The sequence below is a fragment of the Paenibacillus ferrarius genome, assembly GCF_002027705.1.
GTDB classification, from domain to species: domain Bacteria; phylum Bacillota; class Bacilli; order Paenibacillales; family NBRC-103111; genus Paenibacillus_E; species Paenibacillus_E ferrarius.
Genome location: NZ_MBTG01000012.1, coordinates 116,340 through 143,069 on the forward strand (window position 1 = coordinate 116,340; position 26,730 = coordinate 143,069).

Here is a 26,730-nt window from a genome sequence, read left to right on the forward strand (position 1 = left end):
TTTTCATACTAGGAGCAGGGTAGGTTCAAGGTGATGTCGCAAATCGAACAACATGTTTATCGTTATAGCAAAGCTCCGATCTGGGAGCTGCAGCGGGCTTATTATGAAGAGCAAGGCATTGGCGCATGGCAGGGGGATGAGGTTCCGTCTTACATAACGAGCAATCCGCTGCTGGCTGCTTCGTATGCCGAGATGATTTTTGGCTTTCTGCAGGATCGTGCGAGGTTGGGGGATACGTCAGAAACAGTTACCATTCTCGAACTCGGTGCCGGATCAGGCCGATTAGCCTTTCATATCATGAAAGAACTGTCGGAGCTAACCGCATATGCAGGCATTCCCATTCCGCCTTATCGTTATGTGATGAGTGACTTGGCGACAGGCAATGTGGCCTTCTGGCAGCAGCATCCAGGTCTGATTCCGTTTGTAGAGCAAGGGGTATTGGACTTTGCCGTATTTGATGCGGTAGAAGATACAGAGCTTATTTTGACACAGTCAGGAATTCGAATTCGTGAGGGGGATTTGCAGCAGCCGCTGTTCATCGTTGCTAATTATTTTTTTGATAGTATACCGCAGGAATTAATTTATGTAGAAGATAATCAAATCTATGAATGTCTGGTTGCGATGGAGCTTCCCGAACATGCCGCGCAGCTGAGTGCTTCTGATAAACTGAAACAGATTGCTTGCGAGTATCAGTATCGTAAATCGGCTGAATACGAACAGCAATCCTATCGCTACAGAGTACTTATGGAGCTATACGCAGCTAAACTCGAAGACTCGCACGTGCTCTTTCCGGAAGCGGGGCTCCGATGTCTGGAACGACTTGGCCAGTTCTCACAGGAAGGCTTTCTTCTGCTAACCGCGGACAAAGGCGATCATCGCTTAGAAAGCTGGGAATATAATGAGCCACCTGAGCTGATTCATCATGGAAGCTTTTCATTGACAGCTAATTATCACGCGATCTCGACGTATTTTGAGCATAACGGGGCTTTGAGTTTATTCACTCAACACGCTTACCACCACTTGAACGTTGGTTGTATTCTTATGTTGGCAGAACCTTTGAGCTATGGACATTCGCGCTTAGCCTATCGCCGATTCATCGAACAGTTCGGACCTGATGATTTTATTACGGTGAAGGAGTGGCTGGATCCTTATGCGCCCGTTTTGAACATCCCGGAAATGTTAGCCTTTTGGCGATTGAGCGGCTATGATACGCAGTTCTTTTTACAAAATTCGAAGCGTTTGGCTGAGTTGCTGATAAGCGGGGAAGAGGCTGATTTTGGGGGAATCGCACAAGGCATCGCTTTGATGTGGAGAGGGTACTATCCGCTGGACATTACGCATCATTTGGCGCTGGAGAGTGCTTCGCTTCTTTATGGGATGGAGATGTTTCAAGAAGCCTTGCCGTACTACCTATTAACATTGAAAACTTACGAGGATGTGTCCATTCTCTATGAAATGGCGATTTGCTATTATGAGTTAAATGAGGCCGAAAAGTCAAAAGAATTCGCTCAAAGAACTCTAGCCTATGATTCTATACATGAAGGAGCACTTGCTTTACTAAATCTTTGATATTCAAGGTTCAAAACACATAGAAGTGGTGATACGATGAACGAACAGGAACTTGCAGCAAAAGAATTGTTTATGTTGTACCGAGGTCATTTCATTCAGATGCACAAAAATGGCGTGCTCGAGGCATATAAAAAAGGCGGAATTGAAAGAGAGATAGAAATCACATGGTATCATGAGATAATTGATAAGCTTACTGGCGAATTATCTATTCGAGATTGGGAGGCGATGGCCGGGCTAGAGGCACTTGCTAAGTATTATCAGGATGCTCGCCTACTGGCAGGGATAATGACTTTTGTAACCCGCCACATTATGGGGGCTGATAGTATCGTTAAGCTTATGTATGCCGAGAGATTACTTGCCATTCTTCAATCTTTAAAATCGGTTTTACCGGATGACCAACGATATTTGGCCTATCAACAAACGCTTAAGATTTTAGAAGATATCAGTCTTAAACCTTTGATTATAGATCCAGGGCATGAGCTGGAGTTGTTTAATTTGAAAGATAAAAAATCGCTGAACAATCGTGTGAAAAAGTCCATGGATGAGATCAATACGATCCGTTTTACGAAGCTTTTCTCCAAAGAGTGAACGAACCAAGCGAGCAAATGACACACATGGTGAATTAAAAAAAGCTCAACCCCGAAGTAACTAAGCAAGGGTTGAGCGTCTATGTAAGAAATAGTGTTTTACATTCTACGACCTGTAATATAGTGGTTTGTCCAATAGGCATTCGTGAAGTCTGAGACGACGATGCCCTGATTAGGCAAATTATTAATGAACTGACCATTGCCCATGTAGATGCCGACATGATTGACTACGCCTGGCGTCCCTACACTGAAGAAGACTAAGTCTCCTGCTTTCAGATTGCTTTTGGCCACATAGGAGCCTGCTTGCGATTGTGCTTTGGAAGAACGCGGGATGTCAATACCGTTAAGCGCAAAGACATATTGCGTGAATGATGAGCAATCTAAACGAAGGCGCTGTAGATCTTTGGAACCGAAAACATAGGTAACTCTGCCTTTGAAAGAATTAGCCGTATCGATGAGTTTAGTAGCTATACTAGAAGCAGGGGGAGATGAAGGCGGTTTGCTAGTCTCGTGAACGGTAACATAAGACCGGGAAACATAGCCTTGTTTACCTTGATAATCAACCAAAACCCAATAGTCATTGGCGGCTTCAACCGAAAGGGTTGTCCCGGCATTAATAAAACCTATAACCGCGGCACTGGTACTTTGATCGACTCGGAAGTTAACCCCTTTATTCACAGTTGCAGTTGCAACGGGAGCAGCTAGCGCACTGGCTGAAAATCCACCAAGCATTGAGAGCGTAAGACCTAATGATAAAATTGCTGTTTTTCCAAAGTAGTGTTTCTTTTTGTGCATGAAAGACTTCCTCCTTATGGAATAAATGATGGGCGCTTTGCGCCATCTACCCTCACTTTACCACAAGTAAAAACTCCTAGAATTTACCGAAGACAGCGGAAAGTCATGGCATATCTAGTATTTTCAACGATTATTAGAAATTAGTTAAAAATTGATGAGTAAATTTTCCTTGACAGGCAAATGAAGAGCAACTTATCAATGTAAGCCTTTTCATAGTTAAAGCTGGTGGATGGCTTTATGACAACTTTACAATAGCTTAACAATACAAAATGAAAAATACTTGCAACATTATACAAACAGGCAGCGTTAAGAAGATAACTCGAAAGCGAGGATGATCTACAAACAACTCAAAGGAGAGAAATCGCATGAAAAAAATAGCAACTTTAACTTTAACCACTTTATTGGCAAGCAGTTTGACTTTCGGTACTGCATTTGCCTTTTCTGATGTGGAGGCTGATCAAGCAGAGGCCGTTAAGGCATTGCAAGAACGTGGAGTAGTAAGCGGATTTGATAGTGAGCATTTTGTGCCGAAGGGTAAAATCAGCTATGCGCAAACCGTGCAAATGATCGTCAAAGGGTTGAACTTGAACTTGGATACGATTCGTTTCATCAAACAACCCCTAGCTTCTGACACATATACGAACATTCCGAATGATGCTTGGTATGCGGATGCTTTCATTATTGCTCACTATAATGGATTGGAAATTGCTAAGGATGTCAACCCGAATGCCACGATTACCCGAGAGCAATTCGGAGATCTGTTAGTTCGCGCACTTGAGAAAAAAGGGAACTTCCCCTTGATCAAAATGTTCATTGAAATCAAGGATGCAGACCAAATTAATGTCGATTATCAAGGTACATTGCAGCGTTTGCTGCTCTATAAAATAACGAAGCTGGATCAAGATGGCAAGTTTAATCCCAAAGCTGAAGTGACGCGAGGCGAGGCGGCTAACTGGCTGTACCAAGCAACGAAAGTCATGAATGCTCATGCACAAGCTCCCGTACCTGCTGAAGAAATAGCGGTAAAGATTGATAAAGTGAATGATGACGTGAACAAGATTACCCTTTCCAGAGGCGATAAGCCGAATCCGGGGTACACAATCGAAATTACCGGCATTCAGTTCAAAGATGATGGTCAAGCGGTGATTACGTATACGCTGCATGATCCGAAGCCTGATATGATGTACCCTGCAGTGATAACAGAAGCGAAAGCAACGACTTATGTTTCTTCCAAATTTAAAGCCACTGCTGAACTTGCGGCAGCAAATAAATAATTAATGAAGTGCTGTTACCTTTGCGGAGGTGGCGGCACTTTTTTTGTGCCATGGCACCCTGCTATTTGACCTGTCCAAAGCTGAATTTCTCGCATACGATACAGCATCCTATTTTAATAAGAGGTGAGAGAAATGAAGGTCAATTACTTTACGTTAAGCCTAGGTTTATTAGGGGCTGCCAAACTGATCTTGAACGCATTTGGTCTTGATCTTATTCAAGACGATAATATGAATGCTATTGCCAATGGGGTAGCAGCCGTGCTTTCGATTATCGGTGTCTATGCGAACCATCAGAAATCAGAATAGGTTTATGGTTGGAGATACGGCCCTGGGTATTGACTCAGGCTTTTTTTTGTTGGCAGGAAGAAGGGAGTTGATGGTTGTTGCCGAAAAGGTAAGTGAAAGTGATCTTACATAGAAATCAGTGAGACAACCTTCGGGAAAGGAAGAGATCTCGATATGCGTAACGAAAAAGCAGATCTGGCGCAGCTTTTGGATTTTGCCAATGCCAATTCAGGAATTATTAGACGAAGATCAAGAAATTCAAAAAGTGGGCATGCACAGCGATGCTGCTTATGTGACTAAGAAACCTGCGAAAGAAAATTTCGAAAAAGCTGTGAATGAAATTTTATGGTGCTCAACGAACACAGGGAAAGGTTTATGGAGAGATGAGCTTCCCTATGCCAAATATATGTTTGATGTGATTGTTCGAAAGGCACTAATCGACCTTGCAGCCAGGTATATTGGCATGCAAGAGGGGTGGCAGGTGAATACGGGACTGGCCGGCAGATGGTTTAAGCGATATTTGGGGGCATCCCCCCTCCCTTGAGAAAGGATGAAATGAAAGGCTGGTTTCATTGGATTATTTCCAATGCGAGCTAGTTTTAAGAGTTTGAAGGAAGATTTCAATGGAAAATCTCCAATGCATATTCTAAAAAGCAGACATTTTTGAGGTTTTTATTGGATTTTCATTGGCATATTTCCAGTGAAAGTTCTCAATTAGACCTTTGATAGTTGATTTCAATGGACAAATTCCAATAGGAAGAATAAATCTTTTCACCGACCAAAGCAGAAGGCACAGCATTTCCGCACGGTTCCTTGGAAGGCTTGCTGCTGATTTATTATTTGTTGAAGCGTTGTTGAGGCTTAAATTAGATGATTTGTACGGACAGAGGAGGTAATATATTGAGAGGGATCATTATTTTTATTGGAATCATCATTCTGAATCTCGCATTATTCATCTCTACAAGCATTTACGGAATGGTTATCGTAGATTTTTCGTTCATTATAACTTTGCTTATTGTTCTATATGATGATCAAAAAGGCATTTTGCATAAATTTAACAAAAGAAAAGAATCAGAGAGCTTCAAATCACTTATTAAACAAAGGGAACAATCAGAAGAACAATTTGATGTGAAGGATCTGCCATCTCTTAAGGACATTGAAGACATGAATAATCAGAAAGACTAAAAAGGAGTGTGCTGTTTATGATTCAATATCGAAACGAACACGTAACTGTGTTCCAGAGCGTTCTATATCAAACAACATCTACCGTTTTGCAAACCGAAGATCTTATACTTGTTGTGGACCCCAATTGGTTGCCTAATGAAGTGGAAGAGATTCAGCAATATGTCAATAGGATTAAAGGAGAGCGGGATATTTACTTGTTGTTCACGCATGGGGACTTTGATCATATTATTGGTTATCAAGCATTTCCCGATGCCCAAACGATAGGGAGTGCTGGGCTGCAGCAGCATCCGCAGAAGGAACGTAAGCTCCAATTAATCCGCGAGTTCGATGCCAAGCATTATGTGGTGAGGAATTATCCAGTATCTTTTCCAGAGCTGGACTTTGTAATCCATAAGGATGGCGAAAAGCTTCAACTTGGAAGCACGACGCTAACCTTTTATAAGGCTCCAGGTCATACAGCAGATGGATTGATCACGATCATTGAACCACAGGGAATCTTGATTGCGGGTGATTATTTATCTGATTTCGAGCTGCCTTTTATTTATCAAAGCGCCAAAGGCTATCGTCAAACTTTGGATAAAGTCAAACATCTATACGAAACATATCGCGTTAATTTGCTCGTTCCTGGCCATGGGGCAGCTACCGGGGATTCAGTTGAAATGCAGAGGCGTCTTATGATGGCATCCGATTATTTGGATCGTCTCTGCCGGGCAGTCATCGAAAACGATGAGCTGGCGCTAGAAGTTCTGAAGCAGGAGCATGCTTTCCCATCGAGCTTTACAGAAGAATGTCATCAGGAAAATGTTCAAGTGATCCGAAGGGAATTTGTAGATTCCCATGTATAAGAATGGCCAGAGCGGGCATCCTATTTCATGACGGTGAAACAAGAGAGGTGTGGTTCCGTTGAGCATTCAACGAGATAAATACCAGGGAAGTTGTTGTTGAATCCATATAGAAGCGAGGAGATGTGCCGCAGACACTTCAGTGTAGTACACGTACTGCATAAATGGATGAGGTAAGGACCAAGCCAAAGTAAGGTTCATCGCATAAGTACCAACTATCAATTCACCGTCACAAGGGGCTGTCCTACAAGTAGATTTACTTGTGGACAGCCTTCTTCATCCTGAAAATGGATGTTTTTGGAAACAATTTATTATACTTCATTGGGATGTTTGGAGCGACTTTGAGTAGTGCCCATGCTGGTCACGTCCGTCCGTATATTTCTGATAATTCCTGCAAATATGCATCCTTTTCGTCTTAGGAATAGGTAAAAGGGTGAAAAGCCTGCGGTTATGCATCCTTTGGAGACCTTTTTTCGGTTCTAGGAAGAAAAAGCTTAAAAAGCCTGTATAATCGCAGGTTTTCTCATGTTTTCACTCGATATAATGGGAAAAGGCTGCACTTATGCAGGCATTTTCAAATCGGTGAGCTGCGGACATTGTTTATAGGTGGCACATTTAGGTTAGGGAGTATATTACAAATAGGAGGGATGATGATGCAAGAGCTGGTGGGTCTTTGTCGAGAATGCAAGAAAGAAATTTATTGTATGGAAGGTTTTCTCACCGGAGTTCATACAGAAGATCAAACCTTGCTTTGTTTTATTTGTTCAGACAAGGCGCAGTCCACTTGTGGAGATGATGGTGCTTCTACGGAATAGAGGTTATGGCTGTATGCCACTTATAAGCGCGATCGCAAACGCACGGGGATGTGCGTTTTTTTGTGTTTAAAAGTGCCCTCTGTTTTTTAAACAAAGACAACGGTTTATTAGATGGGAATATTCGCCAATTGCGACTATGATCAGAACTATATTTGAAGTTAGGAGGTTGGCACTTTATGTAACCTGCGAGTACGAAGTTCATGTCGAAGGATGGTGATGATGAAATACGCCGTAAAGCGGCTATCTAGGAAAGAATGCTTTTTAGTAATGAAAACGCATACACGACAGGCGTGTTAATTCTGCACGAAGTGGTGGTTTAATTCTGTGTAAAGTGGTGTTTAATTCTGCACGAAGTGGTGGTTTAATTCTGTGTAAAGTGGTGTTTAATTCTGTACGAAGTGGTGGTTTAATTCCACATAAAGTGGTGGATTATTTCTGTACAAAGTGATGGGTTAATTCTGTATAAAGTGGTGATTAATTCTTTACAAAGTGATGGGTTTAATTCCGCATAAAGTGGCGGATTAATTCTGTACAAGGACATTAATACAACAGAGGAGGCATGACTGTGAAGATTCACATGAAGCGAATGATTTTGATTGTCCTTAGTTTTATAATGTTGATTTATACCATTGCGGCAGGAATTCCATTTCAGGTACAACCGGCGCATGCTGCTGGCTCCCAGCAAACATGGAAGTTCGATTTTGGGACGGCGACTAGTCCAACCATGGAAGGCTTTACTGCCGTTCACGATAAACTCCTATACACACCTGAGCTTGGGTATGGTTTAACGGCTAATGTGAATTCGAGATATCGAACAGGGGTTGGCGATAATCTGACAGCGGACTTTTTTATCCCAGGTGCTTCGAATCCTTATACGTTTAAAGTGGATGTTCCTAATGGAAGCTATGATGTGACGGTTTATTCCGGTGATTTGCTGACAGGTACATCGACGACGAAGACATCTGTCACGATTGAAGGTCAATTGATGGGGACTATTCAATCCCGTCAAGCAGTCAACTCTGCGACTTACCGTGTGACGGTGAGCGATGGTCAAATGACGCTGGATTTTGGCAATAATGGCTATGTTAACGGAATTACCATTTCGCCAGTTCTAAATGTGCCGCCAGCTGTTCCTGATGGACTAGCAGTGACCCAAATTACAACTGCTGGCACTACGCCATCAGTCACCCTGCATTGGAACAGCGTGACTGATGCCGTGTACTATGATTTATACCGAACAACCGTGGGCAATACGGTTAACGCTCAATTGATTCGAGTTACTGAGCCAGATTATGTAGATACGAGTGTTACTTTAGGCTATAGCTATTCTTACCAAGTTGCTGCTGTTAATGCAGGAGGGGCTGCCTCAGCTCAAAGCGCAGCTGTTATAGCGGAGGTTGCACAGCCTTCGCTGCAAATTCCGGCTGCGCCAACGAACCTAACGGTAAGCAAGGTGGAAGCGCAAGCGGTGAGCTTGCAGTGGGCAGCTTCGACCGGTGCGAATGGCTATATGATTTATCGAGCTAGCTCGCTAAATGGCGAGTTCGCTAATGTTGGGCAATCAACCACAACAACTTTCACCGATGCGTCGGCGGACACCTCAACAGTTCAGTATTATCAAGTGAAAGCAACGAACAGTGCAGGTGTCTCGGCTGCTTCGAGTACAGTTTCCAGCACGAAGTATGTGCCTGCCCAGCCGCTTCCTGAAGGCTCGCCATTCAAGTTCGACTTCGGGCCCGGAGCCTTAGCAGATGGGTATATCCGCGTAACGGCTGCCTCCGCTTATTCGGCGCAGATGAAGTATGGATTTGCGAACACGCAGCTTGTCAGTGAAGGCGATCGGGGAACGGCAGATCCACTGAAATCGGATTTTGTTTCACCTGCGGGAACAGCCTTCCAAATTGATTTGCCGCACGGTGATTACAAGGTAGCGATCCTAGCAGGCGATGCAGCCGCTGCGACAGATGTAGCCATCAAAGCCGAATCCATTCAGAAGGTCGCTCAAACGACGAAGGAGGCGGGGCAATTCCTCGAAACTTCTTTCGACATTGCCTTGGTTGACGGCCAGCTAAACTTGGAGTTTAGCGGGACAGCGCCGAAAATCAATTCGCTAGTTATTACGAAGCAGGAGACTCGTCAAGCCGGTGAAATTCCTACGATTTATTTGGCCGGGGATTCAACGGTACAAACCTATGAAGAATATTGGAAGCCTCAGGCGGGCTGGGGGCAAATGATTCCTCGTTATTTCACGGATAATGTGACATTTTCCAATCGTTCCATCGGTGGTCGAAGCTCCAAATCGTTTATTGTAGAAGGGCGTCTGGACGAAATTTTGCGTATCATTAAACCGAATGATTACTTCTTCATACAATTCGGCCACAATGATGCAACGATCAGCGTCCCAGAACGATATGCCTCTGTACCAGATTACAAAAACTATCTGAAAACCTATGTGAATGGCGCACGCCAACGTGGTGCAACGCCTGTATTGGTTACGCCGATGGGACGTCGGGATTTCAATGCGGATACCGGCAAATTTAATGTAAGCTTCCCCGAATATGTGGCAGGTATGAAGGAAGTCGCCCAAGAGCTGGATGTCAAATTAGTTGATTTGAGTTCACTCAGCGTTGCCTATTATGATTCGATTGGACCTGCGGCTTCTCTCTCTGTGTTCCTTCATTTGGAACCGGGTATTTATCAAGCCTTTCCTAACGGTTCGGCAGATAATACACATTTCCAAGAGTACGGAGCGATTCAGATCGCACGCTTGCTTTCTGGAGGTATTAAAGAATTAGGATTGCCCATATCAGTATTCGTCAAAGATGCCAATCTACCAGCTGCAATACCTGGGAAGCCAACAGGGCTTACAGTTGGAAGTATTAGCAATGCAGGTGCAGTGCTAAAGTGGGATGCGGTAGAAGCAGCCGAGATTTATAAGATTTATCGCAAATTGTCCACGGATTCAGCCTACACATTGGTTGGAACAGCAACCATACCTACAACAAGCTTAGGCGGAATGAAAGAGGGACTAACCTACGATTTGCAGGTAACAGCTGTGAATGGCCGGGGAGAATCAGTACCCTCGGACGCCATTTCACTTACGACCAAATCCGCGGTGTATAAGTATGATTTTGGTCCTGTTGGAAGCCCGGTTGCCGAAGGCTATACAGGTGTTACTTTAAACACGCTATATACACCTGCGCTTGGTTATGGAATCAAGTCGAACGTTGGCATGATTACGCGTGATCGCGGTGCTGGCGGCAATGATTTGGTACGAGATTGGCTAGGCTATTTCAATGTCGGCTGGGAGTTCATGGTTGATTTGCCGAATGGGACCTACTCGGTCAAAGCTTATGTAGGAGATCTATCCGGCTCAGCCAAAACTTCGTTTGTGATTGAAGGCAAAGACTACGGCACCGTGTCCGCAGCGAAAAATTCGATCTCAGAAGCGGTATTTAACCAAGTGCAAGTCAGAGACGGTCAAATGAATTTCGTCTTCGGCAGCAGCACAGCTATTGTGAACGGCCTTGAAATTACACCAGTCTTGCAAGCACCCACTGGCTTGAAGCTGGATAGCCTCGATTTGGAAGCGGACCAACCACAGGCGAGTTTTTCTTGGCATGTTTCAGAAGATGCGGTCGCCTACAGACTTTATCGGAAGGTTGATGAAGCGCCAAATGCTGTGAAAGTTGCAGAAGTGACTCAACCCACTTTTATAGATAAGACCATCGATGTTGGAATTCCATATACTTACACAGTGACTACTGTAGATAAAACAGGGAGCGAATCGGTCACATCACTGCCGCTAGCTGTTTCTGCAATAGACCCAAGCAAGCCGAAGCCGGCAGCACCTACAGAACTTATCTATACATCCGTTAACAAAAAGGACATCGGCTTGTCCTGGCAACCAGTCATCAATGCGAAATCCTACACGATTTATCGCGCTAAAAAAGAGAACGGCCCCTTCGCTCTGGTGGGAAGCTCCAAAACGAACACTTTCACGGATTCGACGGTGTTGACAACGGTTCCCTATTATTACCGTGTAGCGGCTGTGAGCGTGGGCGGTATTTCGGAAATGTCGGCAGTGCTGGCAACACCGGGAACCACGAAGCTGGTCAGACAAATGGAATACTTGGACCGCTCGCTTGTGGCAGTCAAGACAGACAGAGGGATCTATGTCGGTTGGCGATTGCTGGGGACAGATCCAGCTTCCATAAGCTTTAATCTTTATCGTGATGGACAGAAAATAAATACGCAGCCGATTACCGGCAGTACGAACTATGAGGATGCGGTAGGAACAGTGACTTCCAACTACGAGGTTAGGGCTGTCAACGACGGAGTAGAAGAAGCGGCAAATGGCTCCGTGCAGCCATGGAATCAGCCTTATTTTGATATTCCAATCCAAAAACCGGCAGACGGTGTCACTCCTGCTGGAGAAGTCTATACGTACAGTGCCAATGATGCCAGTGTTGGTGATTTGGACGGTGATGGCAAGTATGAAATTATTTTGAAATGGAATCCTTCGAATGCGCATGACAACTCCCAAGCGGGGTATACCGGCAATGTCTACATGGATGCCTATAAAATGGATGGTACGCGGCTATGGCGTATAGACTTAGGCAAAAATATTCGAGCCGGCGCTCATTATACCCAATTCATGGTATATGACTTGGATGGTGACGGGAAAGCGGAGGTTGCTTTCAAAACAGCTGATGGGACGATAGACGGCACTGGAACCGTCATTGGAGACGCCAATGCAGACTACCGCAATGCTACCGGTTATATTTTAAGCGGACCAGAATTTCTGACAGTTTTCAATGGGCTGACTGGCAAAGCAATGGTAACAACTAGTTACGAACCGCCAAGGGGCAACGTAGCTGATTGGGGCGATAGCTATGGAAATCGGGTGGATCGTTTCAATGCGGCTATTGCCTATTTGGATGGCGAAAGACCAAGCCTAGTCATGGCTCGCGGATACTACACGAGAACCGTACTAGCAGCCTACAATTATCGAGAGGGTCAGCTTTCCAAACTATGGACCTTCGACTCTGGCGAACCGGGCAACTCCGCATATGCCGGTCAAGGGAATCATGGCATCAGTGTTGCCGATGTCGATAACGATGGCAAGGATGAAATTATCTACGGCGCCATGGCGCTGGATGATGATGGCACAGGCTTATACAGCACAGGACTTGGTCATGGGGATGCGATGCATCTGGGCGACTTAGATCCGGATCGTCCCGGTATGGAAGTATGGGCTGTACATGAGCATTATCCGAACCCATCCGGTCTTGAATTCCGGGATGCGGCCACAGGTGAATTAATTTGGGGAGTTCCTACGAATTATGATGTGGGCCGAGGCATGTCAGGCGATATTGATCCCCGCTACAAGGGCGAGGAGACATGGGCAGTTGGTTCATCTGAATGGAACACAACTACGGGAGGTATTTATACAGCCAAAGGTGTGAAAATCTCCGATACGATCCCAGGTGCCAACTTCGGTATCTGGTGGGATGGAGATCTGCTTCGCGAGATTCTGGATCATGACTACAATGACGCGATCGCTGCAGGTGTCGGCAAAATTGATAAATGGGACTATATGAATAACAAGCCCGTTAACATAATGAAGGCGCAAGGGACTTATTCGAATAATACAACCAAGGGAACACCCAATCTTCAGGCTGATTTATTCGGTGATTGGCGAGAGGAAGCCGTGTGGAGAACAGAAGACAGCAGCGCACTCCGCATTTATACGACTACAAATATAACCGACTATCGCATCTATACGCTAATGCACGATCCAGAGTATAGATTGAGTGTCGCTTGGCAAAATATTTCTTACAATCAGCCGCCTCATCCGAGCTTTTATTTGGGGGATGGCATGACCATGCCGCAAGCTCCAAGCATTACTGCGGTTGGCCAACCGCTGGGGAACGCCGTATTTGCCGCAAATATCAGTAAACCGACGAATACAGATGTTACAGTTACAATCAGCTATCCATCAACTGCGTATGTGAAGGAATTTAGGCTGGGTGCAAATGGTCCATGGACAGCGTATACGGCTCCAGTTGTCATTACTGAGAATACGTCGTTGTTTGCAAGAGGAACTGATGCTTCAGGTCAAATATCGAAAGTAAGCAGCTTTGTTGTTAGTAATATTGATAAAGTAATTCCTGCAGCAACGGTAGCCTACAGCCAAACTGCGCCAACTGCCGGAACCGTTGTTGCTTCACTTACACCAAGCGAACCTGTAACAATCACGAATAATCAAGGTTCAGCCAGCTATGCCTTTTCCTTTAATGGCAGTTTTACCTTTGAATTCGTTGATGCTGCGGGTAATAAAGGAACGGCTGTGGCTCAGGTGAGCAACATCACAACGAAAAGCACAAACAAACCGGGCACTCCCGTTCTTACGGATGACAATGGATATGACTCAGGTCTTCAAGATGGTGATTACAAGGTAATAATGAACATGTGGTACGGGGATAACGGCAATGTATATAGGCTTTATGAGAATGATGTGCTCATTGATACTCAAACGCTTACCGACAACTCGCCAAATGCACAAACAGCAGCAACGTCCATCAGCGGCAAGAAAAATGGCACCTATCGCTACTATGCTGAGCTGACGAATGCATACGGTACGACGAAGAGCAGTACACATGCTGTTGCAGTGACCAAAGCCAATCCGGAGAAACCCGTCCTGTCGAACGACAATTGGGATGGTGACGGCAACTTCAAGATCAGCATGAACATGTGGTGGGGAACGAACGCAACAACGTACAATCTGTATGAAAATGGTGATCTTGTCTATACTCAAACATTGACCAGTTCAACACCATCGGCTCAATCGGCCGTAACAACGATCACCAATAAGGCCAAAGGCAGCTATGACTATCGTGCTGAACTGATTAATGGAGCAGGAGCAACCTGGAGTGATACGATGAATGTTAAGATAACGAAATAATGACAGATAAATGAAATTGGACCCGCGGCTTCCGCGGGTTCTTTGGTTTCAGTGATAACGCTGCCGATTATATTGTGCGATGAGATAAAAATATAGACAAAATTATAAATTGTCTATGATATTTTGTGATTATCATTGAAATTAAATAAACAATAATGTAATATGTCTATATATTGATGTTAGAATATTGATTTTGTTTATTACGTCATCAAATTTGATTTTAAAGAAAGGATATGAATTCACATGTTTTCAAATCGTTATGTACGAACCATCTTCGTATCCCGTGTGCTCTTGCAGCTGGGGATTTGGATCCGCAATTTTGCTGTTCTGCTGTATGTCGCAGAGTGGACGAATAATGATCCACACTATGTATCTCTTATTTCGGTTGTCGAGTATGCGCCCATTTTTGTGTTTGCTATAATTGGAGGCTTATTCGCTGATCGCTGGCAGCCAAAACGAACCATGGTCGGTGCCGATTTCATTTCTGCATTATCTGTATTCATTGTTCTTATTGCTTTTCATTACGGTTCATGGATTGCGCTGCTCTTAGGAACATTAGTATCGGCGAGCTTATCTCAATTCTCACAGCCTTCTGCCATGAAAATTTACAAGAAGCATGTAACCATGGAACAATTGCAAGGCGTGATGGCGATGAATCAAACCTTAATTGCGATATTTATGGTCTTGGGTCCGATTATTGGCACTTTTATCTTTCTTCAGTTCGGTATAGAAGTTTCTTTAATACTCACACTTGTTATGTTCTGTAGCTCAGGCGTCATCTTACTGCGGCTTCCTAGCGATCACAAAGAACCAAAATCCGAAAGCTCAAGTCATTTTATAGAAGATATGATGTCTGGACTTCGCTATTTATGGATTAATTCTTCCCTGAGGACGTTAAGCGTAACTTTTGCTGTCACGGGAGTGGCATCAGGCATCATTCAACCGCTGTCGTTGTTTATCGTCATTGAGAATCTGGGGTTGGACAAATCATTTCTACAGTGGCTTTTATTGACAAATGGTGCTGCGATGCTGGTAGGCGGTATTAGTATCATGGGGATCGCCAAAAAGATTAAACCACAAATTTTGCTTGCTGTTGGTTTGCTTGTTAGTGCTGTTAGTACGGTACTAGTTGGCGCATCACACAACATCGTGTTGACCATTGTGCTTCAAGTCATTGCCGGTTTGTTTTATCCGTGCGTTCAAATCGGCATTCAAACCCTTATAATTAGAAATACCGAAAGTGCATTCATGGGACGCGTTAGCGGAGCGATCACATCGATTTTTATGGGGATGATGGTCATGGGGATGTCGATTTCAGGGTTTTTGAAAAATGAACTATCGCTATTCACGGTATACATCGTTAGCGGCGTTTTACTTGTCATAGGAGCAGTACTGTTAAGCCCACTCACCCAAAAAAAGCGGCAACCACTCTAGTTCTCCAGACCGAGACAATTTAAATCCCCAAGTCGGATGAAGGAAGTTCATTTTGGTTTTATGCTTATAGAGAAGTAAGAAGAAGCAACCAATATGGATGAAGATGAGGTGTCCTTTTGAAAACGCAAGGAAATAATAAAAAACTGGTTCTAATCGGATTGCTGTTAGGTCTGATATTCTCGGAGCTGGATCAAACGATTGTATCCACAGCTTTGCCAACCATTATTAGAGATTTGCACGGTTTATCGCTATATGGGTGGGTTGCGGGCATCTACATGCTCTCCATCACGATGTTTATGCCGATTTTCGGCAAATTGGCTGATATTTACGGCCGCAAGAAGATTTACTTAAGCTGTGTGGCTTTGTTCTTGATCGGGTCCGTCATTTGCGGTTTCGCAGACTCCATGACGATGCTTTTGGTTGGCAGAGGTGTTCAGGGCATTGGAGCAGGTGGGCTTATGCCCCTTGCCATGATCATCATCGGAGATACGTTTCCATTGGAACAGCGAGCCAAAGTACAAAGCTTGGTAGGCCCGCTGCTTATTCTGCCACAACTGCTTGGGCCGACGATTGGCGGCTATTTTGTAAGTCATATTAGCTGGCATTGGATTTTTCTCATCAACATTCCTGTTGCAATTGCCTCGGCACTTGTTGTTTCCAAAGGCATGCGCGAGTCTATCGGTGCAGAGAAGAAGGTGATTGATTGGGCAGGAGCTTTCACTCTTGTATTGTCGATGCTGTCACTGCTGCTTGCTCCTGTTCTCATTGATGTCAAAGGGTATTCATGGGGTTCACCCATCATCATTGGCTTATTAATAGCAGCAGCAGCGCTGATTATCCTCTTCGTGCGGATTGAAGCGAAAGCGAAGGAACCGATTATTCCACTTGTCTTATTTAAAAATCGCTCCATTATCGTGCTATCTGTGATTGTTTTTCTTACAATGCTGGGCATTATGGGCGGTATGTCGGGATTTCCTTTCTTCGCTCAAAATGTGATGGGCTTGTCACCAACAGCCTCCGGTTACTTATCGTTAGCTTTCATGGCAGGTGCCATACCAGCCAGTATCGTTTGCGGGAATTTGATTACCAAAATTGCTTACAAGCATCTTTTCATCGTTTCTTTTGTTTTTCCTTTGCTTAGTTTTATCCTGCTGTCCCGCATAGGCGCCGATACGACCGTTCTCTATGTGATCGTTGCCTTTTTCATTCTGGGACTCGGGATCGGCGTGCTATTCGGCTCGGATAACTTGATTGTGCAGGAATCTGTGCAGAAGGAGCATAGCGGGGTAGGGGTGGCTACGGTTCAGTTGTTCCAGGCGATTGGAACTACGCTTGGTTTCAGCATCTTTGGGAGCTTGCTGTCCAGAAATATTTCGAGCGGGATCTCGGGGTTATCCGGCCAGTTTCCCGAAGGAACAAGTGAAACGATTATGAATGGCGGCATTCCGAAGGGGATTTCTCCGGAACTACTGATGAATATTAAGCTGATTTTCACTGGAGCTTTCCAACATATTTTTGCCATCAGCATTGCTTTCGCGATTGTAGCCTTTCTTGCTTGTTTGTTCATGAAAAAGGAAATACTTTCGACCATGGTAAAATTCGTTTCTACCAACGAATAGGGGGAGTTGCCATGTGGAATCTATATGAGATAGAGAAAAGATACGAGGAGCAGGTCAAAGAGATAGAGAGACGCTCGCGAAGGACACACTGGTACGATAAGGCAGAGAAAAGGAGGTTCAGGCTCCTTCCGATAGCTGGTGGGCTTTCACTGCTTGTCTTGGTTGCGATCGGTTATTTTTAAATCAAGCCTTTTCCTTTCAAACTAAGGTGAAAAGGAGGTGGCATGCGGTTTGACAGTTTTGGCAGAAACGCATTACCCGGATTTTGAAGCGGTTAGAGGTGAGCTTTCTCGCTTTGTAGACATAGTCAAAAGTCCGGAGCATCTCCACACGTACCGAATTTCTCCGTTATCACTCTGGAATGCAGCTGCCGCAGGTTTGCCGAAAGAAGAGAATGCTGCGGAGAATCCGGCGAACACATTCAGCTTATATGATAAAGATGAGCCTCTTATTCTGCTTAATGAGTTGGGCTCGCCCAACCCCGAAAAAGCAAGCTGAGCCCGCCCGAAAAGCCGTCTCAGCAGCAAAAAGTAGCCGAGAGCCTCCTGAGCCTGCGAAAAAGGCAGTCTCATGAGATAAAAAGCCCCACCCCCCGAAAAAGCAAGCTGAGCCCGCCAAAAAAGTTGTCTCAGCAGCAAAAAGTAGCCGAAAGCCTTCTGGGCCAGCCAAAAAGGCAGTCTCCTGAGCTAAAAAAGCCCCAACCCCCGAAAAAGCAAGCTGAGCCCGCCGAAAAAGCCGTCTCAGCAGCAAAAAGTAGCCGAGAGCCTTCTGGGCCTGCGAAAAAGGCAGTCTCAGTTTTGTTACCTCTAAACGCGGTCACTCATCCTTGAGTGGCCACGATAGAGGTTTTTTCACTTTTACAAGAAAAAAGATTGCATTCAATATGTGTATGCGATATATTGCATATAACAATTAAACAATCCATGCGAGAGGATGAATCCCTATGACCGAGAAGAAAGATTTGAGAATTCGCAGTAAAGTGATAAGCGAAGGCGTGAACCGCGTTCCCAACCGTGCGATGTTGCGTGCTGTAGGTTTCAAGGATGAGGATTTCAAGAAGCCGATGATCGGTGTTGCCAGCACTTGGAGTGAGGTTACGCCTTGTAACATTCATATTAATGAACTCGCTTTGCACGCTAAAAAAGGCGTTCAGGAACACGGTGGAGCCCCGCTCATATTCAACACAATAACCGTCTCCGATGGCATATCCATGGGGCATGATGGAATGTTGTTTTCTTTGCCAAGCCGCGAGGCCATTGCCGATTCCATTGAAATCGTTACGGGCGCTGAGCGCTTTGACGGGTTGGTCGCAGTTGGCGGATGTGATAAGAATACACCAGCTTGCTTAATGGCCATTGGTCGAATGAATTTGCCTGCGGTTTATGTGTATGGCGGAACAATTCAGCCTGGGAAGCTGGACGGGAAAGATGTGGATATCGTCACCGCGTTCGAGGCAGTGGGGCAATATCATGATGGGCGCATGACAGAAGAAGAATTGCACAAAGTGGAATGCAGTGTTTGCCCTGGTGCTGGAGCATGCGGCGGCATGTACACCGCGAATACGATGGCTTCAGCTGCAGAAGCTTTAGGAATGAGTCTGCCGGGTTCCTCTTCTACGCCTGCCATCTCGGCAAATAAAGCGTTAGAATGTGCCAAAGCAGGCGAAACTGTCATCGACTTATTGGACAAAGGCATCTATCCAAGAGATATTATGACGAAACGAGCTTTTGAAAATGCAATTACAGTTGTTATGGCTTTAGGCGGATCAACCAACGCTTTCTTACATTTAATCGCCATCGCTCATTCCGTAGAAGTTGAGTTAACGTATGATGATTTTGAACGGATTCGTTTGAAGGTCCCGCACATTGCTGATCTGAAGCCCAGTGGTAAATATGCGATGCAGGATTTGAATGATATTGGCGGTGTGCCAGGTGTCATGAAGCTGCTTCTTGCGCAAGGACTGCTTCATGGTGATTGTTTGACCGTTACAGGGAAAACGTTGGCTGAGAATCTAGCGGAGGCTGCACCGCTGCAGGCAGATCAGGATATTATTTATCCTTTTGATAAACCTTTGAAAGCTACAGGTCCTCTTGTCGTGTTAAAAGGAAACTTGGCGCCGGAAGGAGCCATCGCCAAAATGTCTGGCATGAAAAAGCTGCGCTTTACCGGCCCAGCTCGCGTATATGACAGCGAGGTCGCAGCAACGGAGGCGATCCTCAGAGATGAAATCCAGAAAGGCGATGTGCTGGTCATTCGCTACTGTGGTCCCAAAGGCGGACCTGGTATGCCCGAAATGCTATCTGTCACGGCTTTAATAGTAGGAAAAGGTCTTGGCGGTGAGGTCGCGTTGATGACGGATGGCCGATTCTCGGGGGGATCTCACGGCTTTGTTGTCGGGCATGTGGCCCCTGAAGCGCAAGTCGGTGGACCGATTGCGTATCTCCAGCATGGCGATGCCATCACGATTGATAGTGAAACCCAGGAAATTTCCTTCCAGATCACAGATGAGGAATTAGAAAAGCGCAAGCAAGTCTGGATTCAGCCGCCATTAAAAGTAAGCAGAGGCGTGCTTGCAAAATATGCACGGTTAGTCTCTTCGGCCTCCAAGGGAGCCGTTACTGATTTATAGGTATGGTTCAGGATCACCCTCAAAGGGTAATGATGACTAATTCGTTATTATCCTTCAGGAGGTGCATCATTTATGAATCAAATTAATCCAACATTTCGGGAAGCGGAAGAAGAAGTCGTTGTCCAAAAACAAGGGAACAGCTATATCTTAAATACGATAACCGGCACGGTAGGGGAAATCACCTATAAGCTTGTTGATGTGGATACGTGGGTCATTGATCATACGTTCGTTGACCCGCGTTTCCGCGGGCGGCACCTTGGGCGTCAGCTGCTGAATTTGGTAGTTGAAGAAGCGAGAGAGAAAGGCCGCAAAATCATTCCATCTTGTTCCTTTGCCCTCGAAGAATTTCAGCAAAATCCGGCCTATGCAGACGTTTGGGAGAAGTCAGATACGAAATATTCGGATGTGTACAGCTCGGAAAGTGCCGAAAAGCAGTAGCTGATGAATATAAAAAGTTTAACCTGGTACATGAGGAAAGCCTGCAAAAGTGCATCTTTTTCTGCACAGAATGACCCATATTCTTAGAATTCCTGCAAAAGTGCAGGTTATTGCGGTACTTTTTAGATTTTAGTCTGAAAAGTGCCAAGAGGCCTGCACATTTGCAGGCTTTTCCTCTTTTTCGATCAAATCAAAGAGAAAAACCTGCACTTTCGCAGGCTTTCAGTTGCAGTGACACCAAAGTGCCTGGGAGATCAATCTTTTTTTGATGATCGTATGGAAATCAGCCTCATCTATCGACCAGCTTAGTTTCAATGAAAACTTGCAAAGCAACTGGCTGAACTTCGCAGCTTTTATTGCTCGCGTAGCCATGCGTTCGCGAGCAGGATCGCCCCGCGCGCCGCGGCGGTGTCGGCCAAGGCATTCAGCATCACGAAATCGTGGATGATGCCTTGGAAGCGCACGGCGGTGACAGGCACGCTGGCTTCGCGGAGCTTATTCGCGTAGGCTTCGCCTTCATCGCGCAGCACATCGGCTTCGCCCGTGATGATCAGCGCGGGCGGCAGACTGCTCAGCTGCTCGAGCGTTGCGCGCAGCGGCGAAGCCGTAATCTCCGCGCGTTCGCGGGGATCAGCCGTGTATTGATCCCAGAACCACTGCATCGCATCGCGCCGCAGGAAATAGCCTGTCGCAAACTGTTCATAGGAATCCGTCTCGAAGGAGGCATCGGTTACCGGATAGAACAGAAGCTGCTTCTGTATGGCCGGACCTTTGCGTTCCTTGGCGACCAAAGTAATCGCAGCAGCCATATTTCCTCCAACACTATCGCCTGCAATGGTGATGCGCTCGGCATCAAAGCCTTGATCGCCGCTGTTCTCGGCAACCCATTGTAATACGGCATAGATTTCTTCTAGCGCCGTTGGGTATTTAGCTTCCGGCGATAAGCTGTAATTCGGAAAAACAACAGCAGATTGGGACCCAACAGCCAGTTCGCGAATTAGCCTATCATGGGTATGTTCGTTGCCAAACACCCAACCAGCTCCATGGATATAGAGGATGACGGGGAGCAGGTCAGGAGCATTCTTGGGACGTAAAACTCGCACAGATACGGGCCCGATCGGACCTCCATTTATCGTAAAATCTTCTGTATCGACCGGTTCCTTATGAACGGGTTCGGACTGCACCTTGTCGACTGTTTCTCGTCCTTTTTCAGGACCAAGGTCAAAGAGGAAAGGGGCTTTTGCATTGTCATCGGCAAATTTCTGAGCAGCAGCTTCAAGGTGAACTTTATTGGGCATAGGTGTATCCTCCTTTATTACTTGCTTACTACTAATTAAACCAACAGCTTGCTAATGAAACTACGAATGTAGGATGCCCATCAAAGAGGAACTGAGCTGCCGAAAGGCGGCTTTTTTCAATGTTGAAGTTCAAAGACGTTTATTTCCTTATTTTAACAACTTTATATGCTCCAGGACGTCTAATGAAGTGGATCTTGTATGTACGTTTTGACAATATAAATAACGAGGTGATTTTTTTGGAAAAGTATAAAAAACAATTCCTTTTGACTTTACTTTCCCTCCAAATGGTTAGTACATGTGCAACAGCTTCAGGTGCTGGCAGCGAATCGTTTTCAGATATATCCAATTCTTTCTGGGGATATCCGCATATTCAATGGGCACTTGATAATGAGGTCATTGAAGGATATCCAGATGGCACATTCCAGCCCAATTCGGATGTTGATCAATTTGAATTTATTGCGATGCTAATTAGAGCCTATCACCCTGCAGATTTTGTGCCTAGTCCAGAATCTTCAAATTGGGCAACACCCTATGCAACCTACGCAAACAACATGAATTGGAAAACCGTTGCTCCATCCTCCTTGGGGGGGCATGCAACGACACATATGAGTATGTCCAGAGGAATGGTCGCTCAAATGCTAGCGAATGCCACAGGAAAGAATTATAGCAGAGAAGATTCAATTCGATACGTACTTGATACTGGATTGGCAGAAGGGAAGACTGAGCTAAGTGTAGACGGGTTTCATAGCGGTGACTTTGTTACAAGAACCGAGGCCGTCACATTTATTGAACGAATGAAGGTAAAGTTTGACCATTTGCAGGCGAATCCGCCCAAAGAGGAACACTATCAGCCAATCACGACCATGTTGTATAAAAATGATACTTATCATTTTTCACTTCAGCTGCCTTTAAGCTGGGCTGATAAGTATGACATCGTTGATGAAGCGGTTTCCTATGGTCACAGTATTAATTTTATTAACAAGGCAACTGGAACAGGTATCTTATTTACCCTCGCTGTATGGGATAAAGAGGAATGGAATTTAAATAAAGAAGAAATAAAAGGAATCATTCCGATCTCGGAAATAGGTGAAAAAGGGAATCAGGTATTCCTCTTTTTTACGCCAACAGACGTTCAATATGATCCTAGCGATGAGAAGGGGATGGTTGATTATAAAGCCATGTTTCAAAGTGTTAAGCTGATAAAACCCACTTTCAAAATTATCAATAAGTAAAGCCGATGGCATCATTGCAAGGGCTCCTTTTTACGAGAAAAATGTGTTATTATGCTCATCATAAGCAAACACTGATAATTTCATAGATGCAAATGGGAGGGTTGTCATTGTCAAAGATTAATCCGAACGAATGGGTGACTACGGAAGAGGAGCTTCGCTCGATACTTGGCTATCCGAGTGAGCTTGTGAACAAGAAGGTCATTTCTCACATTGATGCACATTGCCGTGATTACATAGCCAAGTCGCCGTTTGTATTCATCTCAACTGCGGATGCGCATGGCAAATGTGATGTTTCTCCGAGGGGGGACGCAGCTGGTTTTGTCCACATTGTCGATGAGAAAACAATAATCATTCCAGATCGACCGGGGAATAAAAGAGTAGATACCTTTCGAAACATTATCAGCAGCTCCGAAATTGGCTTGCTTTTTCTAATTCCTGGTTTCGGCGAGACTTTGCGAATAAACGGTCGAGCCTTTATTACGAAGGATAAACAACTGCTTCAAGCGATGCGGGCAAATGATAAAGATCCACTTCTAGGCATCGTGGTGCAGGTGGAAGAGTGCTTTCTACACTGCGCAAAAGCGTTTAAGCGTTCAGGCTTGTGGGAGCCAGAGTCCTGGCTGCAAAGAGAGATGCTGCCATCAGCAGCCAAAATTTTGGCAGATCATGCCAAGCTTGAAGGGGTAACGGCTGAGGTTATCGCAGATCGTTTGGCAGAAGGATATTCCAAACGATTATATTAACAATTGAAATAGGTGGCAGTTCATATGAACAAAACGGATCGGTTATTAGCTATCGTCTTGGAACTTCAGAGCAAAGGAACGCTGCGTGCTGAGGATTTGGCAGATACGTTTGAAACCAGTCGCAGAACGATTTATCGTGATATTCAGGCTCTAAGCGAAGCGGGAGTGCCAGTCGTCGGGTCGACAGGAATCGGCTATTCCTTAATGGAAGGTTATTTTTTGCCGCCACTCAGCTTTACGATTGAAGAAGCGGTATCGCTGCTGATTGGGACGGATTTTGTCGTACAGAAATTCGATTCCAGCTATGGGGCGAAGGCGCAGACAGCCCAGTCCAAAATTGAAACGATTTTACCAGAACGTATTCTCGATGAGGTACATCGAATTCGCAAGACAACCAAAGTTGTAGATCCTAACCTAGCTAAGGTCAGTTATAAGGAGAAGGAATATCTGGCCATACTGCGACAAGTCATTTTGACGCTTACCAAGGTGCAATTTCAATATTCCAAAATTAGGGCTGATACCGAATCACATCGCCATCAGGTTCGTAAAGTTGCGCCTTATGGCCTTATTCTTATTAATGGTTCTTGGGTATTAATTGCATTTTGCGAGCTGCGGCAAGAGATCCGGCATTTCCGCTTGTCCCGAATGAGCGATCTGATCGTTACAACGGAAACCTTCTTGCTTCCTGCTGAATTCAATCTTCAAAATTACAAAACTGTTGATGATCGCAATATTCATGTACGCATGCTTGCGAAGCAGGGGATTGCGAACCGCATCAAAGAATCAAATAATTTCTACTTGGAAGAAATGGCGGTTAAAGATGAGCAGCTGGAACTGACGTTTCGCGTCCGACAGATTGAAGATATCCTGTCATGGGTACTCAGTTGGGGCTCGGATATCGTAGTCATAGAACCAGAATCATTACGCATTCGAGTTCGCGAAGAAATTGAATTGATGTCCAAGAGCTACTGACAGGATGCTGTCAGTAGCTAAGGTGTATGATAAGGCTATAAATCAAGAAGGAGCTGTTTATAACCTATGAATACGACTCAAACATTACAGAAGCTTGAAGAGATCATCCACTTGTATGAGGCAGAATTAACTGATTTCAGCATGGAGCAGTTGACACGCCAGCCAAGTGAAACGGAATGGTCATTAGGACAAGTGTATGTTCATTTAATCCAAACGTCGCTGAATATGCAAATTCGCAATATCGAAACATGCTTACAGCCGAGTGAATCGACCGCAAACGCAATCGCAGGAAAAACTCAGGCTGGTGAAGCTGTTTTTGAAGCAGGAAGCTTTCCGCCGATCAAGATTTCTGTTCCCGCGTCACCCCAATACACGCCTTCGCAGCCACTCGACAAAGAGCAGATCATGAATGGTTTGCAAGCTGTGCTTAGCAAGCTGAAGGAAATCCAACCTCAACTGGAGACAGCTCCAGTTCATCAGACGGCTGCACATCCTAGATTCGGCGGGCTTCAGGCGAAGGAGTGGTTTCAGTTGATCGAAATGCATTTCCGTCATCATCGCCTGCAGATTGATCGCTTGAAGCATGAGCTAGAAATCAACATTTAGAATGGCTTGACGTAAGCCTCTGAGCCCACAGCTAGTGGGTACTCAGGGGTTTTATTTTGATTATGGACAAATGAATAGTTGCCGTAATGCTTCTAATTACCTATAATTTCCCTTAAGGAATCATTAGTTTAAGAAGGAGAAAAAGAACATGAATAGTCATGAGCCGGTCATATTGACCAAAGGTGAACCAGGCGTGCTGTGCCCAATTGCCAAGACATTAGATGTAATTGGGACCAAATGGACTTTTTTAATTGTTCGCGACCTATTAATTGAAGGAACGCTGCGCTTCAGCGATCTGTTGAAATCTATGGATGGCATAAGTCCCAAGACCCTCTCGCTGCGACTTAAGGAGTTGGAAGCCAACGACCTATTGGTTAGAAAGGTGTACCCAGAAGTACCGCCACGCGTGGAGTATACGTTAACGGATAAAGGCAGGCGGTTGGAAGGCATTTTCGTGGAGTTGAAAAGATTTGGTTTACAGTTATAAAGGAGAAATGTGATATGAGTTTTTTTCGATTCGTGGCATCTGACTATCCGCTTCCAGAAGTTAATTATGCAGAAAAAGCGGCGGATTTAGAGGGTATGCAAGTCTCCATTTGCAAAAATCCGCCTTACGGTTTGGATCGGTACATCAAGAAGAACTATATTTATTGGCTTGGCGGAAGTTTCGATGCAACATGCATAGATCAGCTAACTGACTATGTGCTGTCCATAATGAAAATGGAAGCTGCTATTGAACTGTGGGCAATCTCTTATGGGGAAGAAGATAACCAAGAGGTTGTTCATCGAAATTATAAAGCAGACGACGTTGATCGGACTGTTTTTGAAACATTTAGCACGCGTGCGTTTTGTTGTTTTACTTTTTGGGATTCCGCGGTTCAGATAGTGCCATGGGCTGAGACGGACTTTGACCTTCTGCATCAATTAAATATTCCCGAAATGCTGGATCATCTAGGGGGACCTGAGACGGATGAGCAGGTGCACAAACGACATAAGCGGTATATCGACCTAAGTGCGGCGGGTAAAGGACGAATGTTTAGCATAGTTCTTATGCCTGAGGGCGTTTCCGTCGGAAATGTAGGTTACTGGGAAACCAGTTGGCAAGGAGAAACGGTTTACGAGATGGGGTGGGGGGTACTTCCTCTGTTTCAAGGCAAAGGCATTGCAGCATGGGCAACCGCTGAAGCCATCAAACAAGCCAAAGCTGAGCAAAGGCTGAGATCCATTCATGCTTTTCCTTCCGTCGATAATCCGGCCTCCAATGCGATATGCCGCAAGCTTCATTTCCAGCTGGTGTCCGAATGTTCGTTTGAATACCCGCCGGGAACTTTCATGCATTGCAACGACTGGCGTTTACCCATCATGGAACAATAATCGCATCGGCGAAGGTAGTTAGAACTAGATATGAACAGAGAAGGGGCTGCTTCTATAGGCAGCTTC

General features: G+C 45.1%; 23 protein-coding genes. 21 read left to right on the top strand and 2 right to left on the bottom strand.

Annotated elements, in window-relative coordinates; genetic code table 11:
- The first annotated feature begins 33 nt into the window (after positions 1 to 33).
- Entirely contained in the window at positions 34 to 1,569 is a 1,536-nt protein-coding gene (locus BC351_RS13865; protein WP_079412932.1) for a hypothetical protein, read from the top strand.
- Positions 1,570 to 1,605: 36 nt separating this feature from the next.
- Positions 1,606 to 2,157 carry a hypothetical protein gene (locus BC351_RS13870; protein WP_079412934.1) on the top strand — a complete coding sequence of 184 codons (552 nt, stop codon included), beginning with the start codon at positions 1,606 to 1,608 and terminating at the stop codon, positions 2,155 to 2,157.
- Positions 2,158 to 2,255: 98 nt separating this feature from the next.
- Here BC351_RS13870 and BC351_RS13875 read toward each other — a convergent pair whose 3' ends face one another.
- Positions 2,256 to 2,951: a C40 family peptidase gene (locus tag BC351_RS13875; protein ID WP_079412936.1), complete on the bottom strand. Its 696-nt coding sequence runs from the start codon at positions 2,949 to 2,951 to the stop codon at positions 2,256 to 2,258.
- Between the two features lie 365 nt (positions 2,952 to 3,316).
- Here BC351_RS13875 and BC351_RS13880 point away from each other — a divergent pair, with 365 nt between their 5' ends.
- From BC351_RS13880 to BC351_RS13925, 13 genes are all read left to right on the top strand, one after another.
- Positions 3,317 to 4,225, top strand: a complete 909-nt coding sequence (locus BC351_RS13880; RefSeq protein ID WP_079412938.1) for an S-layer homology domain-containing protein — start codon at positions 3,317 to 3,319, stop codon at positions 4,223 to 4,225.
- A 132-nt stretch (positions 4,226 to 4,357) separates the two neighbouring features.
- A complete protein-coding gene (locus BC351_RS42730) occupies positions 4,358 to 4,531 on the top strand; it encodes a hypothetical protein (protein WP_167388023.1) in 174 nt (57 codons plus the stop codon).
- A 199-nt stretch (positions 4,532 to 4,730) separates the two neighbouring features.
- Positions 4,731 to 5,054, top strand: coding sequence for an aminoglycoside 6-adenylyltransferase (locus tag BC351_RS13885; RefSeq protein WP_144028388.1), 324 nt, complete (start codon positions 4,731 to 4,733; stop codon positions 5,052 to 5,054).
- 356 nt (positions 5,055 to 5,410) lie between these two features.
- Complete coding sequence (locus BC351_RS13890) at positions 5,411 to 5,695, top strand: hypothetical protein (RefSeq protein ID WP_079412942.1); 285 nt, start codon at positions 5,411 to 5,413, stop codon at positions 5,693 to 5,695.
- A 17-nt stretch (positions 5,696 to 5,712) separates the two neighbouring features.
- Positions 5,713 to 6,540 carry an MBL fold metallo-hydrolase gene (locus BC351_RS13895; RefSeq protein WP_079412943.1) on the top strand — a complete coding sequence of 276 codons (828 nt, stop codon included), beginning with the start codon at positions 5,713 to 5,715 and terminating at the stop codon, positions 6,538 to 6,540.
- A gap of 644 nt (positions 6,541 to 7,184) precedes the next feature.
- Positions 7,185 to 7,352, top strand: coding sequence for a hypothetical protein (locus BC351_RS42240; RefSeq protein WP_158082081.1), 168 nt, complete (start codon positions 7,185 to 7,187; stop codon positions 7,350 to 7,352).
- A 565-nt stretch (positions 7,353 to 7,917) separates the two neighbouring features.
- On the top strand, positions 7,918 to 14,319 hold the full coding sequence (locus BC351_RS43900; protein ID WP_279628339.1) for a rhamnogalacturonan lyase family protein: 6,402 nt from the start codon (positions 7,918 to 7,920) through the stop codon (positions 14,317 to 14,319).
- A 243-nt stretch (positions 14,320 to 14,562) separates the two neighbouring features.
- Positions 14,563 to 15,753 (top strand): MFS transporter, encoded by a 1,191-nt coding sequence (locus BC351_RS13905; protein ID WP_079412945.1) that lies wholly within the window; start codon positions 14,563 to 14,565, stop codon positions 15,751 to 15,753.
- Between the two features lie 116 nt (positions 15,754 to 15,869).
- Positions 15,870 to 17,372, top strand: coding sequence for an MDR family MFS transporter (locus BC351_RS13910; RefSeq protein ID WP_079412947.1), 1,503 nt, complete (start codon positions 15,870 to 15,872; stop codon positions 17,370 to 17,372).
- Between the two features lie 11 nt (positions 17,373 to 17,383).
- The gene (locus tag BC351_RS42245) at positions 17,384 to 17,554 is read left to right on the top strand and encodes a hypothetical protein (protein ID WP_158082082.1); all 171 of its coding nucleotides are present in this window, start codon (positions 17,384 to 17,386) and stop codon (positions 17,552 to 17,554) included.
- Positions 17,555 to 17,603: 49 nt separating this feature from the next.
- Positions 17,604 to 17,870, top strand: coding sequence for a helicase-associated domain-containing protein (locus BC351_RS13915; RefSeq protein WP_244208993.1), 267 nt, complete (start codon positions 17,604 to 17,606; stop codon positions 17,868 to 17,870).
- Positions 17,871 to 18,315: 445 nt separating this feature from the next.
- A complete protein-coding gene (gene ilvD / locus BC351_RS13920) occupies positions 18,316 to 20,001 on the top strand; it encodes a dihydroxy-acid dehydratase (RefSeq protein ID WP_079412951.1) in 1,686 nt (561 codons plus the stop codon).
- 39 nt (positions 20,002 to 20,040) lie between these two features.
- A complete protein-coding gene (locus BC351_RS13925) occupies positions 20,041 to 20,439 on the top strand; it encodes a GNAT family N-acetyltransferase (RefSeq protein ID WP_425270924.1) in 399 nt (132 codons plus the stop codon).
- A gap of 353 nt (positions 20,440 to 20,792) precedes the next feature.
- Here BC351_RS13925 and BC351_RS13930 read toward each other — a convergent pair whose 3' ends face one another.
- Positions 20,793 to 21,737, bottom strand: coding sequence for an alpha/beta hydrolase (locus BC351_RS13930; RefSeq protein ID WP_079412955.1), 945 nt, complete (start codon positions 21,735 to 21,737; stop codon positions 20,793 to 20,795).
- Positions 21,738 to 21,856: 119 nt separating this feature from the next.
- On the opposite strand from BC351_RS13930, the gene BC351_RS13935 reads away from it, so the two are divergent.
- The 6 genes from BC351_RS13935 (at position 21,857) to BC351_RS44110 (ending at position 26,664) form a co-directional block, all read left to right on the top strand.
- Positions 21,857 to 22,969: an S-layer homology domain-containing protein gene (locus BC351_RS13935; RefSeq protein WP_079412957.1), complete on the top strand. Its 1,113-nt coding sequence runs from the start codon at positions 21,857 to 21,859 to the stop codon at positions 22,967 to 22,969.
- Positions 22,970 to 23,061: 92 nt separating this feature from the next.
- Positions 23,062 to 23,712 (top strand): pyridoxamine 5'-phosphate oxidase family protein, encoded by a 651-nt coding sequence (locus BC351_RS13940; RefSeq protein ID WP_079412959.1) that lies wholly within the window; start codon positions 23,062 to 23,064, stop codon positions 23,710 to 23,712.
- 24 nt (positions 23,713 to 23,736) lie between these two features.
- Positions 23,737 to 24,684, top strand: coding sequence for a helix-turn-helix transcriptional regulator (locus BC351_RS13945; RefSeq protein ID WP_079412961.1), 948 nt, complete (start codon positions 23,737 to 23,739; stop codon positions 24,682 to 24,684).
- 66 nt (positions 24,685 to 24,750) lie between these two features.
- Positions 24,751 to 25,290, top strand: coding sequence for a DinB family protein (locus BC351_RS13950; RefSeq protein WP_079412963.1), 540 nt, complete (start codon positions 24,751 to 24,753; stop codon positions 25,288 to 25,290).
- A 148-nt stretch (positions 25,291 to 25,438) separates the two neighbouring features.
- Positions 25,439 to 25,777, top strand: a complete 339-nt coding sequence (locus BC351_RS13955) for a winged helix-turn-helix transcriptional regulator (protein WP_079412965.1) — start codon at positions 25,439 to 25,441, stop codon at positions 25,775 to 25,777.
- A gap of 14 nt (positions 25,778 to 25,791) precedes the next feature.
- Positions 25,792 to 26,664, top strand: a complete 873-nt coding sequence (locus tag BC351_RS44110) for a GNAT family N-acetyltransferase (protein ID WP_341865990.1) — start codon at positions 25,792 to 25,794, stop codon at positions 26,662 to 26,664.
- Positions 26,665 to 26,730: the final 66 nt, after the last annotated feature.

What these genes read in the sequence shown, in the direction of transcription:
- BC351_RS13865 (WP_079412932.1), top strand. Translation starts at nt 34, where the DNA reads ATGTCGCAAATCGAACAACATGTTTATCGTTATAGCAAAGCTCCGATC.
- BC351_RS13870 (WP_079412934.1), top strand. Translation starts at nt 1,606, where the DNA reads ATGAACGAACAGGAACTTGCAGCAAAAGAATTGTTTATGTTGTACCGA.
- BC351_RS13875 (WP_079412936.1), bottom strand. Translation starts at nt 2,951, where the DNA reads ATGCACAAAAAGAAACACTACTTTGGAAAAACAGCAATTTTATCATTA.
- BC351_RS13880 (WP_079412938.1), top strand. Translation starts at nt 3,317, where the DNA reads ATGAAAAAAATAGCAACTTTAACTTTAACCACTTTATTGGCAAGCAGT.
- BC351_RS42730 (WP_167388023.1), top strand. Translation starts at nt 4,358, where the DNA reads ATGAAGGTCAATTACTTTACGTTAAGCCTAGGTTTATTAGGGGCTGCC.
- BC351_RS13885 (WP_144028388.1), top strand. Translation starts at nt 4,731, where the DNA reads ATGCCAATTCAGGAATTATTAGACGAAGATCAAGAAATTCAAAAAGTG.
- BC351_RS13895 (WP_079412943.1), top strand. Translation starts at nt 5,713, where the DNA reads ATGATTCAATATCGAAACGAACACGTAACTGTGTTCCAGAGCGTTCTA.
- BC351_RS42240 (WP_158082081.1), top strand. Translation starts at nt 7,185, where the DNA reads ATGATGATGCAAGAGCTGGTGGGTCTTTGTCGAGAATGCAAGAAAGAA.
- BC351_RS13905 (WP_079412945.1), top strand. Translation starts at nt 14,563, where the DNA reads ATGTTTTCAAATCGTTATGTACGAACCATCTTCGTATCCCGTGTGCTC.
- BC351_RS42245 (WP_158082082.1), top strand. Translation starts at nt 17,384, where the DNA reads ATGTGGAATCTATATGAGATAGAGAAAAGATACGAGGAGCAGGTCAAA.
- ilvD (WP_079412951.1), top strand. Translation starts at nt 18,316, where the DNA reads ATGACCGAGAAGAAAGATTTGAGAATTCGCAGTAAAGTGATAAGCGAA.
- BC351_RS13930 (WP_079412955.1), bottom strand. Translation starts at nt 21,737, where the DNA reads ATGCCCAATAAAGTTCACCTTGAAGCTGCTGCTCAGAAATTTGCCGAT.
- BC351_RS13935 (WP_079412957.1), top strand. Translation starts at nt 21,857, where the DNA reads ATGTTGAAGTTCAAAGACGTTTATTTCCTTATTTTAACAACTTTATAT.
- BC351_RS13940 (WP_079412959.1), top strand. Translation starts at nt 23,062, where the DNA reads ATGGGAGGGTTGTCATTGTCAAAGATTAATCCGAACGAATGGGTGACT.
- BC351_RS13945 (WP_079412961.1), top strand. Translation starts at nt 23,737, where the DNA reads ATGAACAAAACGGATCGGTTATTAGCTATCGTCTTGGAACTTCAGAGC.
- BC351_RS13950 (WP_079412963.1), top strand. Translation starts at nt 24,751, where the DNA reads ATGAATACGACTCAAACATTACAGAAGCTTGAAGAGATCATCCACTTG.
- BC351_RS13955 (WP_079412965.1), top strand. Translation starts at nt 25,439, where the DNA reads ATGAATAGTCATGAGCCGGTCATATTGACCAAAGGTGAACCAGGCGTG.
- BC351_RS44110 (WP_341865990.1), top strand. Translation starts at nt 25,792, where the DNA reads ATGAGTTTTTTTCGATTCGTGGCATCTGACTATCCGCTTCCAGAAGTT.